Source organism: Rhizobium sp. N621 (assembly GCF_001664325.1).
In the GTDB taxonomy this organism is placed as follows: Bacteria; Pseudomonadota; Alphaproteobacteria; order Rhizobiales; family Rhizobiaceae; genus Rhizobium; species Rhizobium esperanzae.
The window spans coordinates 1,994,152-2,015,576 of the sequence record NZ_CP013495.1 but is presented as its reverse complement, the minus strand read 5'-3'; the positions used below and the strand labels follow the sequence as shown (position 1 = coordinate 2,015,576).

The following is a 21,425-nucleotide window of genomic DNA, read 5'->3' as shown; positions in this document are numbered from 1 at the left end:
TCCTCGGCCTTGTGCCGAGGATCTGCTGCCCTCTCGACTAGGAGCAGATGCTCGGGACAAGCCCGAGCATGACAAAAGAGAGGTTGGCAGGCATTGTCTACCAGCGGTCTGACCACAGCGAAAGATCGCCAGAGCCGCTTCCCTAAGCAAACGCCGATCTTACTCAGCAGCCATCAGCAGCTTCTTTTCGCGCGCCGCACGCAGCCGGGCGAAATCGTCGCCAGCATGGTGTGACGAGCGGGTCAGCGGGCTGGAGGCCACCATCAGAAAACCCTTGCTGTAGGCGACCGTCTCATAGGACTTGAACTCTTCGGGCGTGACGAAGCTTTCGACCTTGTGGTGCTTGCGGGTCGGCTGCAGGTATTGGCCGATCGTCAGGAAGTCGACATCGGCGGTGCGCAGGTCGTCCATCAGCTGAAGAACTTCATTCCGCTCTTCGCCAAGGCCGACCATGATGCCCGACTTGGTGAACATGGTGGGATCAAGTTCCTTAACCCGCTGCAAGAGCCGGATGGAATGGAAATAGCGGGCGCCGGGACGGACCGTCAGATAGTTGCCGGGGACCGTTTCCATGTTGTGGTTGAAGACGTCGGGCTTGGCGGCGACGACGCGCTCCAGGGCACCCGGCTTCTTCAGGAAATCAGGCGTCAGGATCTCGATCGTCGTTGCCGGCGAGGCGGCACGGATTGCCCAGATCACCTTTTCGAAATGTTCGGCGCCGCCGTCCTCGAGATCGTCGCGGTCGACCGAGGTGATGACGACGTGGGACAAGCCCATCTCCTTGACCGCCTTGGCGACGTTCTCCGGCTCGGCCATGTCGAGCGCGTTCGGTTTGCCGGTGGCGACATTGCAGAAGGCGCAGGCGCGGGTACAGATCTCGCCCATGATCATGAAGGTGGCGTGCTTCTTGTCCCAGCACTCGCCGATATTCGGGCAGCCGGCCTCCTCGCAGACGGTGACGAGCTTGTGCTCCTTCACGATCGCCCGTGTCTCGGCATAACCCTTGGAGGTCGGCGCCTTGACGCGGATCCAGTCCGGCTTGCGCATGACTTCCGTATCCGGCCGATGCGCCTTTTCGGGATGGCGCACGCGCTTGGCGTCGGGATTGATCGTGTCGAGAATGGTCACCATTGCAGTTTCAGCTTTCCGTCGCCCTTAAAGCGGCATCATCTCTTGATCTAGCGCCGCACCAGCCGCGCAACGAATATCAGCAGGCAGGCGCCAAGGAAACCCGTCACGAAATAACCGAGCCGTCCGCCGGCCAGTTGGACGTGAAACTGGGCGAGGATGGCAGTGGCGACGACCGAGCCGACAATGCCGAGCACGATGTTGAGGAAAATCCCGTATCGTGCATCCATCAGCTTGCCGGCGAGCCAGCCTGCAAGTCCGCCGATGATGATTGCCGAAATCCAGCCCACGCCTTCCATGCCTGTCCTGCCCTCAAACTGCCCTAAGCGACCGCCCTTGCGACCAGCACCACGATGATGGCGCCGACGGTGGCGTGGATGATCTGCACGACCAGCGCATTTTCAATGCCCAGCGAAATGCCCAGCGCGCTGAACAGATAGCCGCCGACGAAGGCGCCGATGATGCCGCTCAGCAGGCATCTGATCAAACCGCCGCCACCGACGACGAGACTTGCCAGGAAGCCCGCAACAAGGCCGATCAGCAAAAACACCAGCAACGCCTGCGTCTCCATAGACATGATGATTTCCTTTCGCTTTTTCCACCCTGCCGGAGTGGCTTTCCATTCCGGGAACAGGGCGGCGCCCCGAAAATTCTCAAGCGTTCAGCACACGACCATAAGCATCGAGCACCGCTTCCTTCATCGTCTCGGATACCGTCGGATGCGGGAAGATCGTATGCATCAGCTCTTCCTCTGTCGTTTCGAGGTTCATCGCGACGACGAAGCCCTGGATGAGTTCGGTGACTTCGGCGCCGACCATGTGGGCGCCGAGCAGCTCGCCGGTCTTCTTGTCGAAGATCACCTTGACCATGCCCTGATCTTCACCGAGAGCGATCGCCTTGCCGTTTGCCGCGAAGGAGAAGCGGCCGACACGGATGTCGCGGCCAAGCTCCTTGGCCTTGGCTTCGGTGAGGCCGACGGAAGCGACCTGCGGATTGCAATAGGTGCAGCCCGGGACCTTGCCCTTGTCGGTGGGATGAACATTCGGCAGGCCGGCGATCTTCTCGACGCAGACGACACCCTCGTGCTCGGCCTTGTGGGCCAGCATCGGCGGGCCGGCAACGTCGCCGATCGCATAGATGCCGGCGACATTGGTCTTGCCGTAACCGTCGGCGACGACGCAGCCGCGGTCGGTCTTGATTCCGAGCGCCTCGAGGCCGAGATTTTCGATGTTGCCCTGAACGCCGACGGCCGAAATCATCCGGTCGGCGGTGATCTGCTGGACCTTTCCATCTGCAGTCTCGACATGGGCGGTGATGCTGCCGGCACCCTTCTCGACCTTCGTGACCTTGGCGCTGGTGAAGATCTTGAGGCCGCGCTTTTCCAGCTGCTTGCGGGCGATGGCGGTGATTTCGGCATCCTCGACCGGCATGATGGTCGGCATGACTTCGACGACCGTGACATCAACACCCATCGAACGATAGAAGCTTGCGAATTCGATGCCGATCGCGCCCGAGCCCATAACGATCAGCGACTTCGGCAGCGCATCCGGCTTCAGCGCCTCGAAATAGGTCCAGATCAGCTTGCCATCGGGCTCGATGCCCGGCAGCGCGCGCGGACGGGCGCCGGTCGCGATGATGATGTGCTTGGCGGTATAGGTGCCCTCGCCCTTGACGTTCTTCGGCAGTGGGTGCTGCGGCTCGACCACCGGTTTCGACGATTTGCCGACGACGATCTCGCCTGGCTTGGTAATTTTTGCTTCGCCCCAGATGATGTCGATCTTGTTTTTCTTCATCAGGAAGCCAACGCCGGCGTTGAGGCGGGCGGAGACAGCGCGCGAGCGGCCAACGACGGCCTTGGCATCCGGCTTGACCGTGCCTTCGAGAACAAGGCCGAAATCCTTGAAGTGATTGGCGTGATCGAGCACCTCGGCCGAACGCAGCAGCGCCTTCGTCGGGATGCAGCCCCAGTTCAGGCAGATGCCGCCCATATGCTCGCGCTCGACGATCGCGGTCTTGAGGCCGAGCTGAGCTGCGCGGATGGCGGCGACATAGCCGCCGGGGCCGGAGCCGATGATGATGACGTCGTAGGATTCAGCCATGTGTTTCCTGCCCTTTTGTTACGCTGCGCTGCGGGTCATGAGCACCCACGCGTGTCTCTTGCTGTTTTCGAAGAGCGGCACGGCATCAGCGCGCGCAGCCTCCAGGAATCCGTTTCTTGCATAAAGCGACAGAGCCGCCTCGTTATCACTTGCGGTAATGAGACTGACGGGGCGGTAACCCGCCCTTTCGATCTGATCGCCCAGCAGCCTGCGGCCGATGCCAATGCCGCGCATATGGCGGTAAACGCCGAGACTGCCGATGAACCAGCTCCCCACAACCGTTTTCTGCAAGGCGAGCATCGGCTCCGTCGCCGCGATCGTCGCCTCGATATCGCTTGTGCCTTCATCCAGCGCATGACCGATCGCGACACCTGCGACCTCGCCATAGGCCTCGGCGATGACCGCATCCCGCCAGCCCCCGACGGCTTCCTCCTCGCTCATCTTCAGCCTGCCCCGCTCCAGCGGCGTATCGCTGACGTCTTTCGCGACATCGGCGAACCAGAGCCAGGAGGCAAAACCGTGCGATGCGATATCCGCCAGGATCGCCAGCTCCGAGGCATCCCGCCGTGAGGCCTGCCGCAGCGCGATGAAGGCGGTCATGCTCAGATCCCCAGCATCATCCGCACGATCGATTCCAGCCCGCGTCCGAGTGCGCGGGTATTTTCCGCATCAAGGTGAATGCCGTCGATCGGCGTGGTCTTGGCGACGGAATTGCCGTCGAAGAAGCCACAACCGAGCTCGTCGGCAAGATCGCGATAGAGTGTCGCAAGCTTTGCCGATTCCTCGATGCCGCCGGGAAAGGATGCGGCGAAGGGCACATTGCCGGTCGCGCAGATCGCCGGCGGCGCCACGATCAGGATCTCCGGCCCGTCGAATTCGAAGGGCCAGGCGTGATTGCGGATCAGTCGCACGAGGCGGCTGATGCCCTGGCAGGCGGCAAACGCGGAGCCGGCCACAACGGGCTTCATGTCGTTGGTGCCGAGCAGCAGGATGACGAGGTCGAGCGGCGCATGCGTCTGCAGGATCGTCGGCAGGACGCGCGCACCGTTGCGGTCACAATCGGCAAGGTGGTCGTCGAAAGCGGTGGTGCGACCGTTCAGCCCTTCGGCGATAACACGCGCCTCGCTGCCGAGCGCTGCCTGAAGCACGCTCGGCCATCGATTCTTGTACTCATGACGGCCGATTGTCTCGGGGTCATGACCCCAGGTCAGCGAGTCGCCATAGCAAAGAACGGTCTTGGTCATTTCCGCCTCCGTTTCGCTATCAGACAAGCATGCCCATCGGGTTTTCGATGTAGCCCTTGAAGGCCTGGAGCAGCTCTGCGCCGAGGGCGCCGTCGACGCAGCGATGGTCGGTCGACAGCGTCACCGACATCACCGTGGCGATGGCCATCTCGCCATTCTTGACCACGACCCGCTGTTCCCCGGCGCCGACGGCCAGGATCGTCGCATGCGGCGGATTGACGACGGCGGCGAAGTTCTTCACGCCCATCATGCCCATGTTCGAAACCGAACTGGTGCCGCCCTGATATTCCTCGGGCTTCAGCTTGCGGTCCTTGGCCCGCTTGCCGAGATCGCGCATCTCGTTGGAGATGACAGACAGCGTCTTCTGCTCGGCCTTGCGGATGATCGGCGTGATCAGGCCGCCGGGGATCGAGACAGCGACGCCGACGTCGGCGTGCTTGTGCTTGACCATGTTATTGTCGGTCCACGACACATTGGCGTCCGGAACATCGCGCAGCGCCAGCGCCATGGCCTTGATGACCATGTCGTTGACCGAGAGCTTGTAGGCCGGAGCGTTGTCCTTGCGCGGAGCCGCATCATTCAGCTGGGCGCGGAGCGCCATCAGAGCATCGAGCTCGCAATCGACGCTGACGTAGAAATGCGGGATCGTCTGCTTGGATTCGACCAGCCGCCGGGCGATCGTCTTGCGCATGCCGTCATGCGGCACAAGCTCGTAGGAGCCCGGCTCGAAGAGCTTGAGCACGGCGTCCTCGGAGGCACCCTTCGCAGCGGCCGGAGCCGGCGCGGCAGCCTGTGAAGCCAAAGCAGCGGCAGGCGCCGGAGCGGGCTTGGCGCCGCCGGCAAGAGCAGCTTCGATATCGCTCTTGATCACGCGGCCATGCGGACCGGAACCGGCGACATTAGAGAGGTCGATACCGGCTTCCCTGGCCAGGCGGCGTGCGAGCGGCGAAGAGAAGGTGCGGTTGCCACCAGCCGAAACGGCCGCGGGTGCGGCAGGCGCCGGTGCCGCGGCCGGAGCGGCCTCAGCCTTCGCCGGTGCAGCGTCGGCCTTCGGCGCAGGTGCGGCCTCTGCCTTGGCCGGAGCGGCGGAACCTGCGGCGCTCGCAGCAGCGGAAACATCTTCGCCATCGGCGGCGAGAACGGCGATCAGCGCATTGACCTTGACACCTTCGGTGCCGGCAGGAACGACGAGCTTGGCGACCGTGCCTTCGTCGACGGCTTCGACTTCCATCGTCGCCTTGTCGGTCTCGATCTCGGCGATCACATCGCCAGACTTGACCTTATCGCCTTCCTTGACCAGCCACTTGGAAAGATTGCCTTCTTCCATGGTCGGAGAGAGGGCGGGCATCGTGATATTGATCGGCATCGAGATACCCTCCCCTTATTTGTAGCAGACAGCCTTCACCGCATCGACGACTTCGCCGACGTTCGGAAGTGCCAGCTTTTCAAGATTGGCGGCGTAAGGCATCGGCACGTCCTTGCCGGCGATCGTCAGGATCGGCGCATCGAGATAATCGAAGGCCTGCTGCATCACGCGGGTGGCGATTTCAGTGCCGACCGAAGACTGCGGATAACCTTCCTCGACGGTTACCAGACGGCCGGTTTTCTTCACCGATTCGATAACCGTCGGCAGGTCCATCGGGCGGATGGTGCGAAGGTCGATCAGTTCGACGTCGATGCCGAGCTGTTCGAGTTCGGCGGCCGCCTTCGTCGCATAAGTCATGCCGATGCCGAAGGACACGACGGTGACGTCCTTACCCGGACGATGGATGCGCGCCTTGCCGATCGGCAGGACGAAGTTATCGAGCTTCGGCACGTCGAAGTGCTGACCGTAGAGAATTTCGTTCTCGAGGAAGATGACCGGGTTCGGGTCGCGGATCGCAGCCTTGAGCAGGCCCTTGGCATCGGATGCCGTGTAGGGCATGACAACTTTGAGGCCGGGGATGGCGCTGTACCAGGCGGCATAGTCCTGGCTGTGCTGGGCGCCGACGCGGGCGGCAGCACCGTTCGGGCCGCGGAAGACGATCGGAGCGCCCATCTGGCCGCCGGACATATAGAGCGTCTTGGCGGCCGAGTTGATGATGTGGTCGATCGCCTGCATGGCGAAGTTGAAGGTCATGAATTCGACAATCGGGCGAAGGCCGGCCATAGCGGCGCCGACGCCGACGCCGGCAAAGCCGTGTTCGGTGATCGGCGTATCGATGACGCGGCGGGGGCCGAATTCCTGCAACAACCCTTGAGTGACCTTGTAGGCGCCCTGATATTCGGCAACTTCCTCGCCCATGACGAAGACGTCGTCACTGGCGCGCATTTCTTCGGCCATGGCGTCGCGGAGCGCTTCGCGCACAGTCATCGACACCATTTCGGTGCCGGCCGGGATTTCCGGGTCGTTCGGAACGGCAGCCTTGGGCTCTGCGGGGACGGGAGCAGCAGCCGAACCGGAATTTGTCGGCTTTTCTTCCTGAGCAACCTGCGGAGCAGCGACCGGAGCCGGCTGAGCAGCAGCAGGAGCGGCAGAAATCGCGTCGGCCGATTCGCCGTCCTGCAGCAGCACGGCGATCTTGGTGTTGACCTTGACGCCTTCGGTGCCGGCATCGACCAGCAGCTTGCCGATGACGCCTTCGTCGACGGCTTCGACTTCCATCGTCGCCTTGTCGGTTTCGATTTCGGCGATCACGTCGCCGGAAGTGACCTTGTCACCTTCCTGCTTCAGCCATTTGGACAGCGTGCCTTCTTCCATCGTCGGAGAGAGGGCGGGCATGAGGATATCGATAGGCATGGGTTCCCTCCCCCGATTAGAGCAGAATGTCGGTGTAGAGCTCGGATGCATCCGGCTCCGGATCGGCCTGGGCGAAGTCGGCGCTGTCGGCGACGATGTCGCGGACATCCTTGTCGATCGCCTTCAGATCGTCTTCGGAGGCCCAGCCCTTTTCGATGAGGCGTGCCTTTACCTGCTCGATCGGGTCCTGCTCGGAGCGCATCTTCTGCACTTCTTCCTTCGTGCGATATTTCGCCGGATCGGACATCGAGTGGCCGCGATAACGATAGGTCAGCATTTCGAGAATGATCGGACCCTTGCCGGAGCGGCAATGTTCGAGCGCCTCATCGGCCGCGGCCTTGACGGCGCGAACATCCATGCCGTCGACCTGAATGCCGGGGATGCCGAAGCCGGATCCGCGCAGCGAGTAGTTCGACTGAGCCGTCGCACGGGCGGTCGAGGTGCCCATGGCGTAACGGTTGTTTTCGACGATATAGACGATCGGCAGCTTCCAGAGAGCCGCCATGTTGAAGCTCTCGTAAACCTGGCCCTGGTTGGCAGCGCCGTCGCCGAAATAGGCGATGGCGACATTGCCGTTGCCGCGGTAATGGTTTGCAAAAGCAAGCCCTGTTCCGAGCGAAACCTGGGCGCCGACGATGCCGTGACCGCCGTAGAAATGCTTCTCTTTCGAGAACATGTGCATCGAGCCGCCCTTCCCGTGGGAATAGCCGCTGCGGCGTCCGGTCAGTTCCGCCATGACGCCGCGCGCCTCCATGCCGGTTGCCAGCATGTGCCCGTGGTCGCGATAGGCGGTGATGACCTGATCGCCTTCCTTCTGTGCCATCTGCATGCCGACGACGACAGCTTCCTGACCGATGTAGAGATGGCAGAAGCCGCCGATGAAGCCCATGCCGTAAAGCTGACCGGCCTTCTCCTCGAAGCGGCGGATCAGTAGCATCTCGCGATAGGCCTTGAGTTCCTCATCCCGATCGAAGTCGGCTACCGGGCCTCCATTCGATGCTTTGGCTGCTGGTTTTGCTGCAGTTTTGCGGCTGGAAACGGTCGCGGTCTTTCGCGGCGCCATTCAACCCTCCCTATGGGTTTGTCGTTTCTCGGTGGCGCGTACCATAGGGAAGAAATATGACCACAGCAATGCCATAATTGCATGGCTCGTATTCGGCGCTAAATTATTGGAAATAAATCAGAAATTCCAATTAACCGAATTCCGGTTAATTGGAATAATGGTTGAATATGACGATCTCGTCCGCACGCGACATATTCAGCTGATATCGCGCCTTTTCGTCCAGCATATCCTTGTCGAGCGAGCCATCACTCAGCAGCGCCACCTGGCTCTCCAGATGTTCGCGCTTCGCCTTCAAGACGGCAAGCTCTCGTTCGCGCGCGACGCGCTGACGCTCGAACGTCTCCGTCGCCCGCAGGCCATAATCGCCATGGATGCAATGATAACCGAAATAGGAAAGGAAGGCGACCGTCATGGCCGGAATGACGAAGCGGCCGAGCTTTCTCTTCTTATGATGCTTTGTCCACATACACGCATGCTCTTGAACGCATTACCAATTCGTTCAGCATAACGCACAGAGATTAACCGTTCATTGACCGTAAAAAGAGCGCAAGAAAAAACCCGCGCCGGGAGGCGCGGGTCGAGCCGTAAAAATCGGAAGGATCAGCCTTTGATGATCGAGCGACCGGCGTACTGCGCCTGAGGGCCGAGGCCTTCCTCGATGCGGATCAGCTGATTGTACTTGGCAAGACGGTCGGAACGCGACAACGAACCGGTCTTGATCTGGCCGCAGTTGGTGGCGACGGCGAGATCGGCGATGGTCGAATCTTCGGTTTCGCCGGAGCGGTGCGACATGACGGCGGTATAGGCCGCCTTGTGCGCCGTGTTGACAGCATCGAGCGTTTCCGTCAGCGAACCGATCTGGTTGACCTTGACGAGGATCGAGTTGGCGACGCCCATGCGGATGCCATCGCGAAGGCGCGCGGAGTTGGTGACGAAGAGATCGTCGCCGACGAGCTGGGTCTTGTTGCCGATCAGATCGGTCAGTGCCTTCCAGCCATCCCAGTCGTCTTCGGCCATGCCGTCTTCGATCGAGATGATCGGGTATTTGCCGGCAAGCTCGGCCAGATATTCGGCCATGGCGCCTGATTCGAGCGTGCGGCCTTCACCTTCGAGAACATACTTGCCGTCCTTGAAGAATTCCGTCGAGGCGCAGTCGAGGCCGAGGCACATGTCGTCGCCCGGCTTGTAGCCGGCTTTCTCGATCGACTTCATGATGAAGTCGAGGGCTTCGGGCGCGCTCTTCAGGCCGGGGGCGAAGCCGCCTTCGTCGCCGACATTGGTGTTGTGGCCCTGCGCGGCAAGCTCCTTGCGGAGCGTATGGAAGACTTCCGAACCCATGCGCACGGCTTCGGCGATCGAATCGGCGCCGACCGGCAGGATCATGAATTCCTGGAAGTCGATCGGGTTGTCGGCATGGGCGCCGCCGTTGATGATGTTCATCATCGGCACTGGCAGGAGGCTCGCGGAAGCGCCGCCGACGTAACGGTAAAGCGGCAGGCCGGATGCCTGGGCGGCAGCCTTGGCGACGGCGAGCGACACGCCGAGGATGGCATTGGCGCCGAGGCGCGACTTGTTCGGCGTGCCGTCGAGCTCGATCATGATGTTGTCGATCTGGATCTGGTTTTCGGCGTCGATGCCGCCGATCGCGTCGAAGATCTCGGTGTTGGCCGCCTCGACCGCCTTTTCGACGCCCTTGCCGAGATAGCGCTTGCCGCCGTCGCGCAGCTCGACCGCCTCATGCGCGCCCGTCGAGGCGCCCGAGGGAACGGCCGCGCGGCCCATGCTGCCGTCTTCGAGATAGACGTCGACTTCGACGGTGGGATTGCCACGGCTATCGAGGATCTCGCGGGCGATGATATCGGTGATTGCAGTCATGGGTTCTTCCTGCTCGGTGGGTGATAAGTCGTTCGAAGCTTGTCATAAGCGAAGGCGTGCAAATTACAATGCCGCAATTACCAGCCTTCGAATCGGCGTTCCCAAGTGGCCTAGACCACGATCATGTCATCCTGTTGAAGGTCAGGCCTTGGCGACCGCATCAAACGCAAGCAATTTCTCAAGCAGCCGCGGCATATCCTTGAGATAGACCATGTTCGGGCCGTCGGATGGTGCGTTGTCAGGGTCCTGGTGTGTTTCGAGGAAGACGCCGGCAATACCCGTCGCCACTGCCGCGCGTGCCAGCGTCTCGACGAATTCGCGCTGACCGCCCGAGGATTCGCCCTGCCCGCCCGGCTGGGCGACGGAGTGGGTCGCATCGAAAATGACGGGCGCGCCCATCGCCGCCATGATCGGCAGCGAGCGCATGTCGGAAACCAGCGTATTGTAGCCGAAGGAGGCGCCGCGCTCGCACAGCAGCACGTTCGGATTGCCGCTGGCATTGAGCTTCTTCAGGACGTTCTTCATATCCCAAGGGGCGAGGAACTGGCCCTTCTTGACATTGACGGCGCGGCCGGTCCTGGCGGCTGCGATCAGAAGGTCGGTCTGACGGCAGAGGAAGGCCGGGATCTGCAGGACATCGGCCACCTTGGCCACCTCGGCGCATTGCTCGGCCGTATGGACGTCGGTTATGACGGGAAAACCGAATTCCTTCTTGAGGTCGGCAAAGACCTCCATGCCTTTCTCCAGGCCGATGCCGCGCTCTGCCGAGAGCGAGGTGCGGTTCGCCTTGTCGAAGGAGCTCTTGTAGACAAGGCCTATGCCGAGCTTGCCGCAAAGCTCCTTCAGCGTGCCGGCGACCATAAAGGCGTGATCGCGGCTCTCCATCTGACATGGGCCGGCAATCAGCGACAGGCGGGCGGTATTGGAAAAGGTGACCTGGCCTTCGCCTTCGCCGATCCTGACTTCGGAATTCGTGTCGGTGCTCATCGTTTTTCCTCGAAGGCGAAGAGCGCACCCTGCCCGGGCGTGGGCTTCACCAGAATGCGGTTGTTCTTGCGCGTGTAGGTCACCCCGTTAGCAGCCAAATGCGCTTCTGTCACGGCAAGATCGGCGACAGTGAAGAGGATTGCCCGGCCGCGCAGGCCACGATCGGCGGAGGAGACGACAAGCTCGAAATAGGCCTCCAGCCCTTCCGGCGTCATCAGGCTGATCTTCGCATTCGATGCCGCGATATTCACGCCGAAACCGGTTTTCTCCGCCGCCGCCTGCCCTATCGCAAGTCCGACGAAAGCGGCGAATGCCGCCGGGTCCGGCGCACAAAGCGCGATCTCGGCAATACCGATCACGCCATTGGCATGCGTCTCCAGCGCGGCGCGATCTGTCGGGAACGAATTGATGCGCTGGCAGGTAAAGAGAAAGAAATCGGGGGCGCGCAAATCAGCTGCAAAGGCCAGCTTGAAGCTGCCGACGCTCTCCGAACCATCCGGCATCCGCATCGGCCGGCTGAATTGCAACATCTCACCGGCGCTCGCGCCGTTGCCGACGAAGCGCTTATGATCGACGCCGGCATCCTCGCTGAGGAAGGCCAGCGCAGAAAGTCCCTCCTCGCCGCAGCGGAAACGAAAGGCGCGATTGCGGGCAATGAAGACATTGCCCTGGCGGGCCGCTGCCTCGCTCTCCTCGATGCTCGCAACGCCAAGCGGCTCCAGATAGGTCTTGTCGGCGAAAAAGACGCAGGCATTCTCCGTTCCGAAGGGATGGCGCGCATCAGCGGCGACGGTGAAACCGAGCTTGCCGAGCCTTTCACGCGCCAGATCGATATTGACCACGGGCAGCACGACATGATCCAGCGGGTGTGATTTGGCGGAATGCGCGTTCATGAATATCCCTCCTGAAACCGGCAAGAGATGTGCGACAGCACCTCGCTCAATGCAAGACATGTGCACCAATCCGGCGAATGAAAATAAAAATCTCGACGAGTTGCCACGAAGTTTTACGGAAATTTAGCTACTTGCGGAACACATATGGAACATATAGTGTCTGTTCTGGATTTGTTTCAATCACGGGGTCTGACGTCGATGCTCACGCGCAAACAACAGGAGCTTCTCCTTTTCATTCATGAGCGCATGAAGGAATCCGGCGTCCCTCCCTCTTTCGACGAAATGAAGGATGCCCTGGATCTCGCCTCGAAATCCGGAATCCACCGGCTGATCACGGCGCTCGAGGAGCGCGGCTTCATTCGCCGCCTACCGAATCGCGCCCGGGCGCTTGAAGTGATCAAACTTCCGGAGGCCTATAACCCCAGCCTTCAACAGCGCCGCGGTTTTTCGCCGAGCGTCATCGAGGGCAGCCTCGGCAAGCCCCAGCCGGTCGCCGCCCCCGCTGCGCCAAAGCCGGTCGCCGACAATGGCAACTCCATCTCCGTGCCGGTCATGGGACGTATCGCCGCCGGCGTTCCGATCTCGGCGATCCAGAACAACACCCACGACATCGTCGTTCCCGCGGATATGCTCGGCTCCGGTGAGCACTATGCGCTGGAGGTCAAGGGCGATTCGATGATCGATGCCGGCATCTTCGACGGCGATACCGTGATCATCCGCAACGGCAGCACCGCAAGTCCCGGCGATATCGTCGTTGCCCTCGTCGACGACGAGGAAGCAACGCTGAAGCGTTTCCGCCGCAAGGGTGCCTCGATCGCGCTCGAGGCCGCCAACCCGGCCTACGAGACCCGCATCTTCGGACCCGACCGCGTCAAGGTGCAGGGCAAGCTCGTCGGCCTCATCCGTCGCTATCACTGACGCCGGATGGGCCGGAATCGGTAAAACGATCGTTGCGCCAATCATAGGCGCGATGGCGCATCCATGGTCGCGACAAAGCATCGAAGGCGGTGGTGACCTCCAGGTCGGCACCGGCGAAGCGCAATTCGACGGAACCGGTCCTGCGCAGCGTCTCGCCGGTGAAAAGCGTGCCGCCTGAACGGCAGCTGTCGAAGCGCAGACGGACCGAGGTCACGACGATATCGGCCGTATCGCAGGCCGGACCGAGATAGGCGGCATTGTCGATGACGGTGACGATATGGCCATTGCCGAGTCTTGATGTGCACCAGGCCTTCTTGACGCAGGAAAAGCGGTTTGCTTCACCGCCTGCTGCGGCTGCCCGCATCGCTGCGCTCGCTTCGTTCTGCTGATCGCGGGAAAGCCTGACACGGCGGTCTTCTCCTTCCGGCGGGATAGCCGGACCATCCAGCATCTTCGGCGGATCATGTGTCGGCAGGACCAGCGCTCGCTGCCACTGGTCGAAGATGAAATCCGGCGGGTTTTCACGGTTGGAAGCTATTGCCTCAGCCGCGACGACCGCAACCAGACTGCCATCCTCCGAAATCACCAGATCCGGCGGCCGGGGAAGCGGCAGAAGCAGCACGATGAGCGTCGAGATGGCGATGATCGATGTGCCGACATGGCGCAGCCGGGTGCGCAGCAGCGTCAGCAGCAGAAAGCCTGCCACCGCCACTGCGAAATACCAGGCGGGCAAGCGGCCGACGCCGATATCACCGCCCCAGCCGGACACCGTCTTGGCGACCGCAATCACCAGATCGAGGCCGAATCCCACCACCTTCCAGAGTGGAGCGTCCACACCGAAAGGCATGAGCAACATCGCCAGCAACCCGGCCGGCATGACGATGAAGGAGATGATCGGCATCGTCGCAAGGTTTGCCGGCAGGCCGTAAGCCGTCAGGCGATGAAAATGCTCGATCGAAAACAGTGCGGTGGAAAAGCCGCCGATCAGCGAGGTCAGGAAGACGCCGCCGAAGAAACCGGCGACGGCAACCACCGGCCTGATGATCGGCAGTTTCAGAAAAGCGCTTTCGCGGACACGCCTGTCCTTCCACAGCTGATAGCCCGATACCAAAGCCAATGTCGCGGCAAAGGACATCTGAAAGCTCGGTCCCAATACTTCAGAAGGTGAAATGGCGATGATGATGAGCGCAGAGAGAACGATATTGCGCAGGCTGATCGACGGCCGATCGAAGAAGACGGCAATCAGCATAATGGCCATCATGATAAAAGCGCGCTCGGCCGAAACCCCGAAACCGGAGATCAGGTAATAGGCGGTGACGGCGATGAGCGCGCCGGCGGCGGCGATCTTCTTTGTCGGATAGGCTTGGGCGACACCGGGAAAGAGACTGAGCAGCATCCGGAAACCGACGAAGAAAATGCCGGCCGACAGCGCCATGTTGAGGCCCGAGATCGCGACGATGTGGGCAAGGCCGGACTGGCGTAGCGCCTCCGTCGTCGTCTTCGAGATGGCGCGCCGTTCATCCGTCACCAGGGCAGCGGCAAAAGCGCCGGTGTCGCCGGGCAGGATCGATCTTATGCGGTCGCCGATGCTACTGCGCAGCCGGTAGAGCCATTCGAGCAGCGCGTCCGTCGACCTGTCCGCCTGCGGGCCTGCCTCCAAGTCGAGTTTCTCCGGCGCACCGTAGAAGAAACCGTTGGCGCCGATGCCGTCGAAATAGGCACCGAAGGAGAAGTCGTTGAGCGCGGGAAGTGCGGGGCCGGCCGGCGGCGTCAGCCGTGCCTTGCCGGTAATGATGTCGCCGATCTCGAAAGGCGCATCGGCGCCCCGGACGATCGCGGTGATGCGTCTCGGCGGCCGTTTCAGCTCCGGCGCCTCGGTGCCGGTGACGGCAAGAATGTAGCGCCAGCGCCCGCGGCCGTCGCCTTCCCGCCGTTCGACACGGCCGGTCACCGTCGTCGTCACGGATGAATCGAGGATCACCGTCGAAGCCCGCCAGCTCTCGAACTGAGCCGAGAGCATGCCGCCGGCGAAAAGTGCCAGCGCCATGAAACTTGCGCGCAAGATCGGCCGGCTGGGACCGGTGAGGAAAACCGCGGCCGCCGACACCAGCAGGCAGAGCAGCGATGCAACGAGGGGAAAATCCGATCTGCCGAGAAACCAGAAGGCCGAGCCGGCTCCGAGGAAGACCGGCGAGAACAGCAGCAGGCGGCCATGATCGGCCTCTTCGCCCAGCATGCAGGCTCCGGCACGCAGCGATTGCCGGGCGGTGGCCAGCAGCCGACGACGCAATGGGGTCTGCGACTGCGTCCTTACCGATTGAGTCACTACCGCAGGCGCAGGAAAATCCGGCGGATCGGCAAGGCCGACGCCCGCTTGCGGCCGCAATTCGGCTGTCGTCAATTCCTGCATGCCCCGCCCAAGATCACCCTGTAAAGTCGCCAGAATGCAACCTTCAAGCAAATCCGGCAAGGATAATCGATTGAAATATGAGGGAAAATCTTAAGCGGCAAAAGACCAGTCGAATCATCGGCTTCCGCTATGCGTGCGGCTCATCGCTGCAGTGCCTAAAAGGTGATGCCGCAATGCACAAAATGCCGTCACGGTAACTTGGCATTAGCGTTGCGATCATATAGCTATCGGAAAGGACGCTTAACCCCTATGGCGCTTTTGTGGCGCCACCGACATTTCGGAGGATCAGCATGACGGATCAAAGCGCTACAATAAAAATCGGTGACAAATCAGTCGACCTCGCCGTTAAAAGCGGCACGATCGGCCCGAGCGTCATCGACATCGGTGCTCTCTACAAGAACACCGCTTCCTTCACTTACGATCCGGGCTTCACCTCGACCGCATCCTGTGAATCGAAAATCACCTATATCGACGGTGACGAAGGTGTGCTGCTGCACCGCGGTTATCCGATCGAGCAGCTCGCAGAGCATGGCGATTTCCTCGAGGTCTGCTACCTCCTGCTCTACGGTGAATTGCCGACGGCCGCGCAGAAGAAGGATTTCGACTATCGCGTCACGCACCATACGATGGTGCATGAGCAGATGAGCCGCTTCTTCACCGGCTTCCGCCGCGATGCGCACCCAATGGCCGTCATGTGCGGCTGCGTCGGCGCCCTGTCGGCCTTCTATCATGACTCCACAGACATCACCGATCCGCACCAGCGCATGGTCGCCAGCCTGCGCATGATCGCCAAGATGCCGACGCTTGCCGCCATGGCCTACAAGTACCATATCGGCCAGCCCTTCGTTTACCCGAAGAACGACCTCGACTATGCCTCGAACTTCCTGCGCATGTGCTTTGCCGTTCCGTGCGAGGAATACGTCGTCAATCCGGTTCTGTCGCGCGCCATGGACCGTATCTTCATCCTGCACGCCGACCACGAGCAGAACGCTTCGACCTCGACAGTCCGCCTCGCCGGCTCGTCGGGCGCCAACCCGTTCGCCTGCATCGCCGCCGGCATCGCCTGCCTCTGGGGCCCCGCTCACGGCGGCGCCAATGAAGCAGCGCTCAACATGCTGACGGAAATCGGCACGGTCGATCACATTCCGGAGTATATTGCCCGCGCCAAGGACAAGAACGACCCGTTCCGTCTGATGGGCTTCGGTCACCGCGTCTACAAGAACTACGATCCGCGCGCCAAGATCATGCAGAAGACGACGCATGAAGTGCTGGGCGAACTCGGCATCAAGGACGATCCGTTGCTCGAAGTGGCGATGGAGCTGGAGCGTATCGCGCTCACCGACGAATATTTCATCGAGAAGAAGCTCTATCCGAACATCGACTTCTACTCCGGCATCACGCTGAAGGCTCTGGGCTTCCCCACCACCATGTTCACCGTGCTCTTCGCGCTTGCCCGCACCGTCGGCTGGATTGCGCAGTGGAACGAGATGATCGAGGATCCGGAACAGCGCATCGGCCGTCCCCGCCAGCTCTATGTCGGCGAGCCCAAGCGCGACTACATCCCGGTTTCGAAGCGCTGATCGCTTCAGAGCTCAAAAGAAACCCGGTCAGGAATGGCCGGGTTTTTTCTTTTTCAAAACGTCGAGAAGGATTTCGGCGGCATGTTCGCCGGGCGGCTTTTCCGTCTGCATGCGCTGCCAGATGAGCTCGTAGCCTTCCTTCATCGCCTTCAGCTGATAGGTGTCGGCCGACAGCCTTTCCATCCAGCGTGCAAGGCTTGCGCCGCGAACGACATCGTTCAAATATTCCGGCACGACCGGGTAATCGGCAATCAGGTTCGGCAGCGCGCCGGTCCAGGTCTTGATGCCCGATGTCAGCATGCGCATGATCCAGTCGACCTTGTAGGCGGAGACGACGGGAACGTCGGCAAGTGCGAGCTCGAGAATAACGGTTCCGGACGCCGCCATGGCTGCATCGGCCTCGGCAAAGGCCTTCCATTTTGCTTGCGCGCCGACGACGATCTCCGGCTTTACCGCCCAGCCCGCCGTGATTTCGCGGACAAGCGCTTGCCTGTGTGTCACCGTCGGCAGAATGAAGCGCATGGACCCGTTGCGGGCGACGAGTTCATTCGTGGCGACCTCGAAGTAAGGCAGAAGCTTCTGGATTTCGGAGGAGCGCGAGCCGGGAAGAAGCAGGATCGGGCCGTTGCCTGGCTGCCTTCCCAGGCGCAGGCGACGTGTCTCCAGCAGTGCTGGGTCGGCGACCAGACGATGCCCGACATAGGTTGTCGCCGGACCATTGAGGTGCTGCATGGCTGCCGGTTCGAAGGGCAGAACGGCAAGCACGTGATCGACATAGCCGAGCATTCGCGTGGCGCGATATTCCTTCCAGGCCCAGACGCTCGGACAGACGTAATTGACGACGGGCAGATCGGGTAACGCCGTGCGCACGCGCTTGGCGACGCGATGGGTGAAATCGGGACTGTCGATGATGACAAGGATATCCGGCTTTGCGGCGATGATCTCAGCCGTGGTTCGACGGATCAGGCCAAACAGCCTTGGCAGCCGGCTCAGCACCTGGGTGACGCCCATGATCGACAGCTCGGAAAAATCGAACAGGGATTTCAATCCCTCCGCCTGCAGCCCCTCGCCGCCAACGCCGACAAGCTCCACCGGTCCGCTGTAATTCCGCTTGAGGGCCGCGATGAGATCGGCGCCGAGCAGATCGCCCGACACTTCCCCGGCAATGACGGCGATCTTCAGCGGCGCCCCATTCATTCGAGCCCCCATGCCGGCAGACCGCGATCGATGCCGCAGACGAACAACCCAGCCTCGTCGGCGGCGCTGATGACTGCGGTCCGATCAAGCACCAGCGAGCGACCGGCTTCGATTGCGATGCCAGCTAGGCCGGCTTTCGCAGCATTCTGGATTGTGGCAACGCCGATCGCCGGCAGGTCGGCGCGAATGTCCTGTTGCGGCTTGCAGAGCTTGACGAGCACGCCGCGGCGGCGCGGCGAGATCCGTCCGGCGGCCCTGAGGCCGGCGACACGGTCCAGCATCTCATCTGTGCCCTCAAGTCCTTCCAGCGCGACGACGCGCTCGCCGATGCTGACGGCACCCTGCCCGACATCCAGCCGGCCAAGCGTCTCGGCGGCATTGGCGGCTTGGCTGATATCGCGTCGGTCTTCCTCGCCGGGCGCGGCGGCACCAAGCGGGCCAACGGAAGCGAGCAGGTCGGGGGCGATCTCGTGGGCGCCGACGACGCGCCGACCGTTCCCCTCGATCAACCGGATCACCATCTGCAGAACGGTATCGTCGCCGCCGGAGAGCAGTGTGCGAATGGCGGCCGGGACCTTCATCAGAATGCGCAGCGTCGGGCGCACCTCGCGCCATTCCGGCCGGCGGCGCACACTTCCCGACATCACCACACGTCCGACGCCATATCGGTTGAAGAGACCCTCAAGGGCGGCGAAATCGCCGATGCCGATAACGGCGTGATCATAGCCTTCCCAGCGTGGATCACTCTCGTCCTTCAGCGCGACGATAACGGGATTTTCGCCAGCCGCGCGCGCGGCTTCGGCGACATAGGAAGGCAGAAGGCCACCGCCGGCGATGATCGCCAACCGGCCCGCAGCGGTGTCGCCTGTTAAAGCCACGGACTAGCCCTTCTGCCCCCGCGTCGGCGAGGACAGTGCGCGGTCGCTCTCGGCTGCAATGAAGTCGAGGATCTGCACGACCTGCTCGCAATCGGCATATTCATCACGGATCGCGGCGGCGTTTTCGCGCACTGAGCCCGTTCCTTCGAAGATCGCCTTGTAGGCGCGGCGCACCCGGTGGATGACGGCGCGGTCGATGCCGGCCCGCGTCATGCCGACGACATTGAGGCCGCCCAGCAGACCGGGATTACCGTTCAGCATGCCATAGGGAATGACATCGTAACTCACCGCCGACAGGCCGCCGACAAAGGCGTGGCGGCCGACGCGGGTGAACTGGTGAACAGCCGAGCCGCCACCCAGGATGACGCGATCCTCGATGACGACATGGCCGGCGAGCATGACGTTGTTCGACATGATCACATGGTTGCCGACCCGGCAGTCATGCGCGACGTGAGAATTGGCAAGGAAAAGGTTGTTGTCGCCAACGATCGTCCGGCCGCCGAAATCGGCGGTGCCGGTGTTCATCGTCACACCTTCACGGATCGTGCAATTGGCGCCGACCGTCAGCGTCGTTTCCTCGCCGCCGTGATGCACGCTCTGAGGATCACCGCCGACGACGGCCATCGGAAAGATGCGCGTGCCCTTGCCGATCACGGTGCGGCCAGTGACGACCGCATGCGCCAGGAGCTCAACATTCGCATGCAGGTCGACATGCGGCCCGACATGGCAGAAAGGACCGATTTTGACGCCCTCGCCGATGGTAGCCCCGTCTTCGACGACAGCCATCGGATGAATACGGGCGCTTTCGGCGATATTGCTCATGCCTGATCCTTACGAACGATCATCGCGCCGATATCAGCTTCGGCGACAAGTGCGCCGTCAACCTTGGCGTCGCAATGGAATTTCCAGATATTGCCGCGTTGCTTGTTCTTCTTGACGTGGAATTCGACGCGGTCGCCGGGCACAACCGGCTTACGGAAGCGCGCATTCTCAATGGTCATGAAATAGACGAGGTTGCCGGTTTGACCTTCCTTCTTGGCGCAGATGGCACCCGCCGTCTGAGCCATACCCTCGATCAGCAAAACCCCGGGCATGATCGGCGCTTCCGGAAAATGGCCGGTGAAATGCGGTTCGTTCACCGTGACGTTCTTGATGCCGATTGCCGTGTTGTCGCCGTCGATCCCGATGATCTTGTCGACCATGAGAAACGGATAGCGATGCGGCAGCAGCTTCATGATCTCGGTAATATCAGCCGAAGAAAGCGTCGTCGTGGCTTCCTCAGTCATTTTGCTTGCCTCCAGGGTTCCTCCCGCGCAACTTGGACTTCGACACCTGTTGCGCGGCCTCTCTCAAATAGTCTTTTAGCGGACGGGCAGGTATACCGCCATATTGTCCGCCCGCGGCAAGGTCAGTCATGATACCGCTTTTGGCAGCTATCTGCACGCCATCGCCGATCGTCACATGTCCCTTGATTCCCACCTGGCCGCCGATCTGCACGCCATTGCCGATCTTCGTGCTGCCGGCGATGCCGACCTGCGAAACAATGGCGCAATGGCGGCCGATCTGGACGTTGTGGCCGATCTGGACCTGATTGTCGATCTTGGTCCCCTCGCCGATTACCGTGTCGTCCATGGCGCCGCGGTCGATGGTGGTGTTGGCGCCGATCTCAACATTGTCCTGGATGATCACCCGGCCGATCTGAACGATCTTGATCATGCCGCGCGGACCCGGTGCATAACCAAAACCGTCCTGGCCGATCCGAACGCCGTTGTGGATGATGACGCCATTGCCGATCAGCGCACAAAGAATGCTTGCTCCAGCCGCAATCGAACAATCCCGGCCGATCTTGACATTCGGGCCGATGACACTGTTCGCGCCGATACGCGTTCCCGCCCCGATCTCGGCATGCGCACCGATGACGGCCAACGGTTCGACGATCACGCCCTTTTCAAGTTTGGCGCTCGGATCGATCACTGCGCTCGCAGCAATCTCGCTTTCACCCGAAAGAGCGATCGGACGCAATGCTGCGGGATAGAACAGGCCGCCCGCGATTGCGAAGGCGGCATGCGGATTGGACGAGAAGATAACCGGAAGATGCGGAGGAATGAGATCGGCAAGCGCCTTGTCGCAGATCACCGCCGAGGCCTCGCAGGTCGCAAACTCCTCGCGATTACGGCGCGACAGGATATAGCAGACATCGCCCGCCCGCGCCCGGCTGATCGGTGCGACGGACCTGACGATGACATTGGCATGATCGGAATTGGCGAGTTCCGCCCCAAGAAACTCTGCCAGCTCAGCGAGCTTCAGACCTTCATGGGGCAGAAAAAAAACGTTTTGCTCCATCGGCAACGCTCCAGAACGGAATTGAGTCTTA

Annotated in this window: 22 protein-coding genes; 3 read left to right on the top strand and 19 right to left on the bottom strand. The window is 61.6% G+C overall.

The annotated features are described in order from the left end of the window. Positions 1 to 159: 159 nt before the first annotated feature. The 13 genes from lipA to AMK00_RS09780 form a co-directional block, all read right to left on the bottom strand. Positions 160 to 1,131: a lipoyl synthase gene (lipA, locus tag AMK00_RS09840; protein ID WP_064810253.1), complete on the bottom strand. Its 972-nt coding sequence runs from the start codon at positions 1,129 to 1,131 to the stop codon at positions 160 to 162. A 47-nt stretch (positions 1,132 to 1,178) separates the two neighbouring features. Next, positions 1,179 to 1,427, bottom strand: coding sequence for a GlsB/YeaQ/YmgE family stress response membrane protein (locus AMK00_RS09835; RefSeq protein ID WP_064810252.1), 249 nt, complete (start codon positions 1,425 to 1,427; stop codon positions 1,179 to 1,181). 23 nt (positions 1,428 to 1,450) lie between these two features. Continuing rightward, the gene (locus tag AMK00_RS09830; RefSeq protein ID WP_011425215.1) at positions 1,451 to 1,705 is read right to left on the bottom strand and encodes a GlsB/YeaQ/YmgE family stress response membrane protein; all 255 of its coding nucleotides are present in this window, start codon (positions 1,703 to 1,705) and stop codon (positions 1,451 to 1,453) included. A 76-nt stretch (positions 1,706 to 1,781) separates the two neighbouring features. Continuing rightward, a complete protein-coding gene (gene lpdA / locus AMK00_RS09825; RefSeq protein ID WP_064810251.1) occupies positions 1,782 to 3,227 on the bottom strand; it encodes a dihydrolipoyl dehydrogenase in 1,446 nt (481 codons plus the stop codon). An 18-nt stretch (positions 3,228 to 3,245) separates the two neighbouring features. After that, on the bottom strand, positions 3,246 to 3,827 hold the full coding sequence (locus AMK00_RS09820) for a GNAT family N-acetyltransferase (RefSeq protein WP_064810250.1): 582 nt from the start codon (positions 3,825 to 3,827) through the stop codon (positions 3,246 to 3,248). Between the two features lie 2 nt (positions 3,828 to 3,829). Next, a complete protein-coding gene (locus AMK00_RS09815) occupies positions 3,830 to 4,471 on the bottom strand; it encodes an SGNH/GDSL hydrolase family protein (RefSeq protein ID WP_064802314.1) in 642 nt (213 codons plus the stop codon). 19 nt (positions 4,472 to 4,490) lie between these two features. Next, positions 4,491 to 5,837 carry a pyruvate dehydrogenase complex dihydrolipoamide acetyltransferase gene (locus AMK00_RS09810; RefSeq protein ID WP_064810249.1) on the bottom strand — a complete coding sequence of 449 codons (1,347 nt, stop codon included), beginning with the start codon at positions 5,835 to 5,837 and terminating at the stop codon, positions 4,491 to 4,493. Positions 5,838 to 5,852: 15 nt separating this feature from the next. Next, complete coding sequence (locus tag AMK00_RS09805) at positions 5,853 to 7,250, bottom strand: pyruvate dehydrogenase complex E1 component subunit beta (protein WP_064810248.1); 1,398 nt, start codon at positions 7,248 to 7,250, stop codon at positions 5,853 to 5,855. Positions 7,251 to 7,266: 16 nt separating this feature from the next. After that, on the bottom strand, positions 7,267 to 8,313 hold the full coding sequence (gene pdhA, locus AMK00_RS09800) for a pyruvate dehydrogenase (acetyl-transferring) E1 component subunit alpha (protein WP_011425209.1): 1,047 nt from the start codon (positions 8,311 to 8,313) through the stop codon (positions 7,267 to 7,269). A gap of 145 nt (positions 8,314 to 8,458) precedes the next feature. Then, positions 8,459 to 8,779 carry an FtsB family cell division protein gene (locus tag AMK00_RS09795; protein WP_064802306.1) on the bottom strand — a complete coding sequence of 107 codons (321 nt, stop codon included), beginning with the start codon at positions 8,777 to 8,779 and terminating at the stop codon, positions 8,459 to 8,461. Positions 8,780 to 8,913: 134 nt separating this feature from the next. Beyond that, positions 8,914 to 10,188: a phosphopyruvate hydratase gene (gene eno, locus AMK00_RS09790; RefSeq protein ID WP_064802304.1), complete on the bottom strand. Its 1,275-nt coding sequence runs from the start codon at positions 10,186 to 10,188 to the stop codon at positions 8,914 to 8,916. 141 nt (positions 10,189 to 10,329) lie between these two features. Next, positions 10,330 to 11,175 carry a 3-deoxy-8-phosphooctulonate synthase gene (gene kdsA / locus AMK00_RS09785; RefSeq protein WP_064810247.1) on the bottom strand — a complete coding sequence of 282 codons (846 nt, stop codon included), beginning with the start codon at positions 11,173 to 11,175 and terminating at the stop codon, positions 10,330 to 10,332. Continuing rightward, entirely contained in the window at positions 11,172 to 12,068 is an 897-nt protein-coding gene (locus AMK00_RS09780; protein ID WP_064810246.1) for a VOC family protein, read from the bottom strand. Before AMK00_RS09780 ends, kdsA begins: the two co-directional genes overlap by 4 nt. Before the next feature lie 198 nt (positions 12,069 to 12,266). Between AMK00_RS09780 and lexA the strand changes: the two genes are divergently transcribed. Next, positions 12,267 to 12,986: a transcriptional repressor LexA gene (gene lexA, locus AMK00_RS09775; protein WP_064806107.1), complete on the top strand. Its 720-nt coding sequence runs from the start codon at positions 12,267 to 12,269 to the stop codon at positions 12,984 to 12,986. Here lexA and AMK00_RS09770 read toward each other — a convergent pair. Beyond that, positions 12,967 to 15,222, bottom strand: a complete 2,256-nt coding sequence (locus AMK00_RS09770; protein ID WP_237350461.1) for a ComEC/Rec2 family competence protein — start codon at positions 15,220 to 15,222, stop codon at positions 12,967 to 12,969. The two genes, lexA and AMK00_RS09770, sit on opposite strands and share 20 nt — an antisense overlap. On the opposite strand from AMK00_RS09770, the gene AMK00_RS32955 reads away from it, so the two are divergent. After that, positions 15,199 to 15,420 (top strand): hypothetical protein, encoded by a 222-nt coding sequence (locus tag AMK00_RS32955; RefSeq protein WP_237350460.1) that lies wholly within the window; start codon positions 15,199 to 15,201, stop codon positions 15,418 to 15,420. The genes AMK00_RS09770 and AMK00_RS32955 overlap by 24 nt on opposite strands. Positions 15,421 to 15,686: 266 nt before the next feature. Beyond that, positions 15,687 to 16,976: a citrate synthase gene (gltA, locus tag AMK00_RS09765; protein ID WP_038688692.1), complete on the top strand. Its 1,290-nt coding sequence runs from the start codon at positions 15,687 to 15,689 to the stop codon at positions 16,974 to 16,976. A gap of 27 nt (positions 16,977 to 17,003) precedes the next feature. Here gltA and lpxB read toward each other — a convergent pair whose 3' ends face one another. Genes lpxB through lpxD form a run of 5 tightly spaced genes read right to left on the bottom strand, consistent with a single transcriptional unit; the run spans position 17,004 to position 21,394 of the window. Continuing rightward, positions 17,004 to 18,173 carry a lipid-A-disaccharide synthase gene (lpxB, locus tag AMK00_RS09760; RefSeq protein WP_064810244.1) on the bottom strand — a complete coding sequence of 390 codons (1,170 nt, stop codon included), beginning with the start codon at positions 18,171 to 18,173 and terminating at the stop codon, positions 17,004 to 17,006. After that, the gene (locus AMK00_RS09755) at positions 18,170 to 19,051 is read right to left on the bottom strand and encodes an LpxI family protein (protein WP_064802294.1); all 882 of its coding nucleotides are present in this window, start codon (positions 19,049 to 19,051) and stop codon (positions 18,170 to 18,172) included. The genes lpxB and AMK00_RS09755 overlap by 4 nt, the downstream gene beginning before the upstream one ends. 3 nt (positions 19,052 to 19,054) lie before the next feature. Continuing rightward, entirely contained in the window at positions 19,055 to 19,873 is an 819-nt protein-coding gene (lpxA, locus tag AMK00_RS09750) for an acyl-ACP--UDP-N-acetylglucosamine O-acyltransferase (RefSeq protein WP_064802292.1), read from the bottom strand. Continuing rightward, positions 19,870 to 20,337 (bottom strand): 3-hydroxyacyl-ACP dehydratase FabZ, encoded by a 468-nt coding sequence (gene fabZ / locus AMK00_RS09745; RefSeq protein ID WP_064802290.1) that lies wholly within the window; start codon positions 20,335 to 20,337, stop codon positions 19,870 to 19,872. Before fabZ ends, lpxA begins: the two co-directional genes overlap by 4 nt. Then, positions 20,330 to 21,394, bottom strand: coding sequence for a UDP-3-O-(3-hydroxymyristoyl)glucosamine N-acyltransferase (gene lpxD, locus AMK00_RS09740; protein WP_064810243.1), 1,065 nt, complete (start codon positions 21,392 to 21,394; stop codon positions 20,330 to 20,332). The genes fabZ and lpxD overlap by 8 nt, the downstream gene beginning before the upstream one ends. Positions 21,395 to 21,425: the final 31 nt, after the last annotated feature.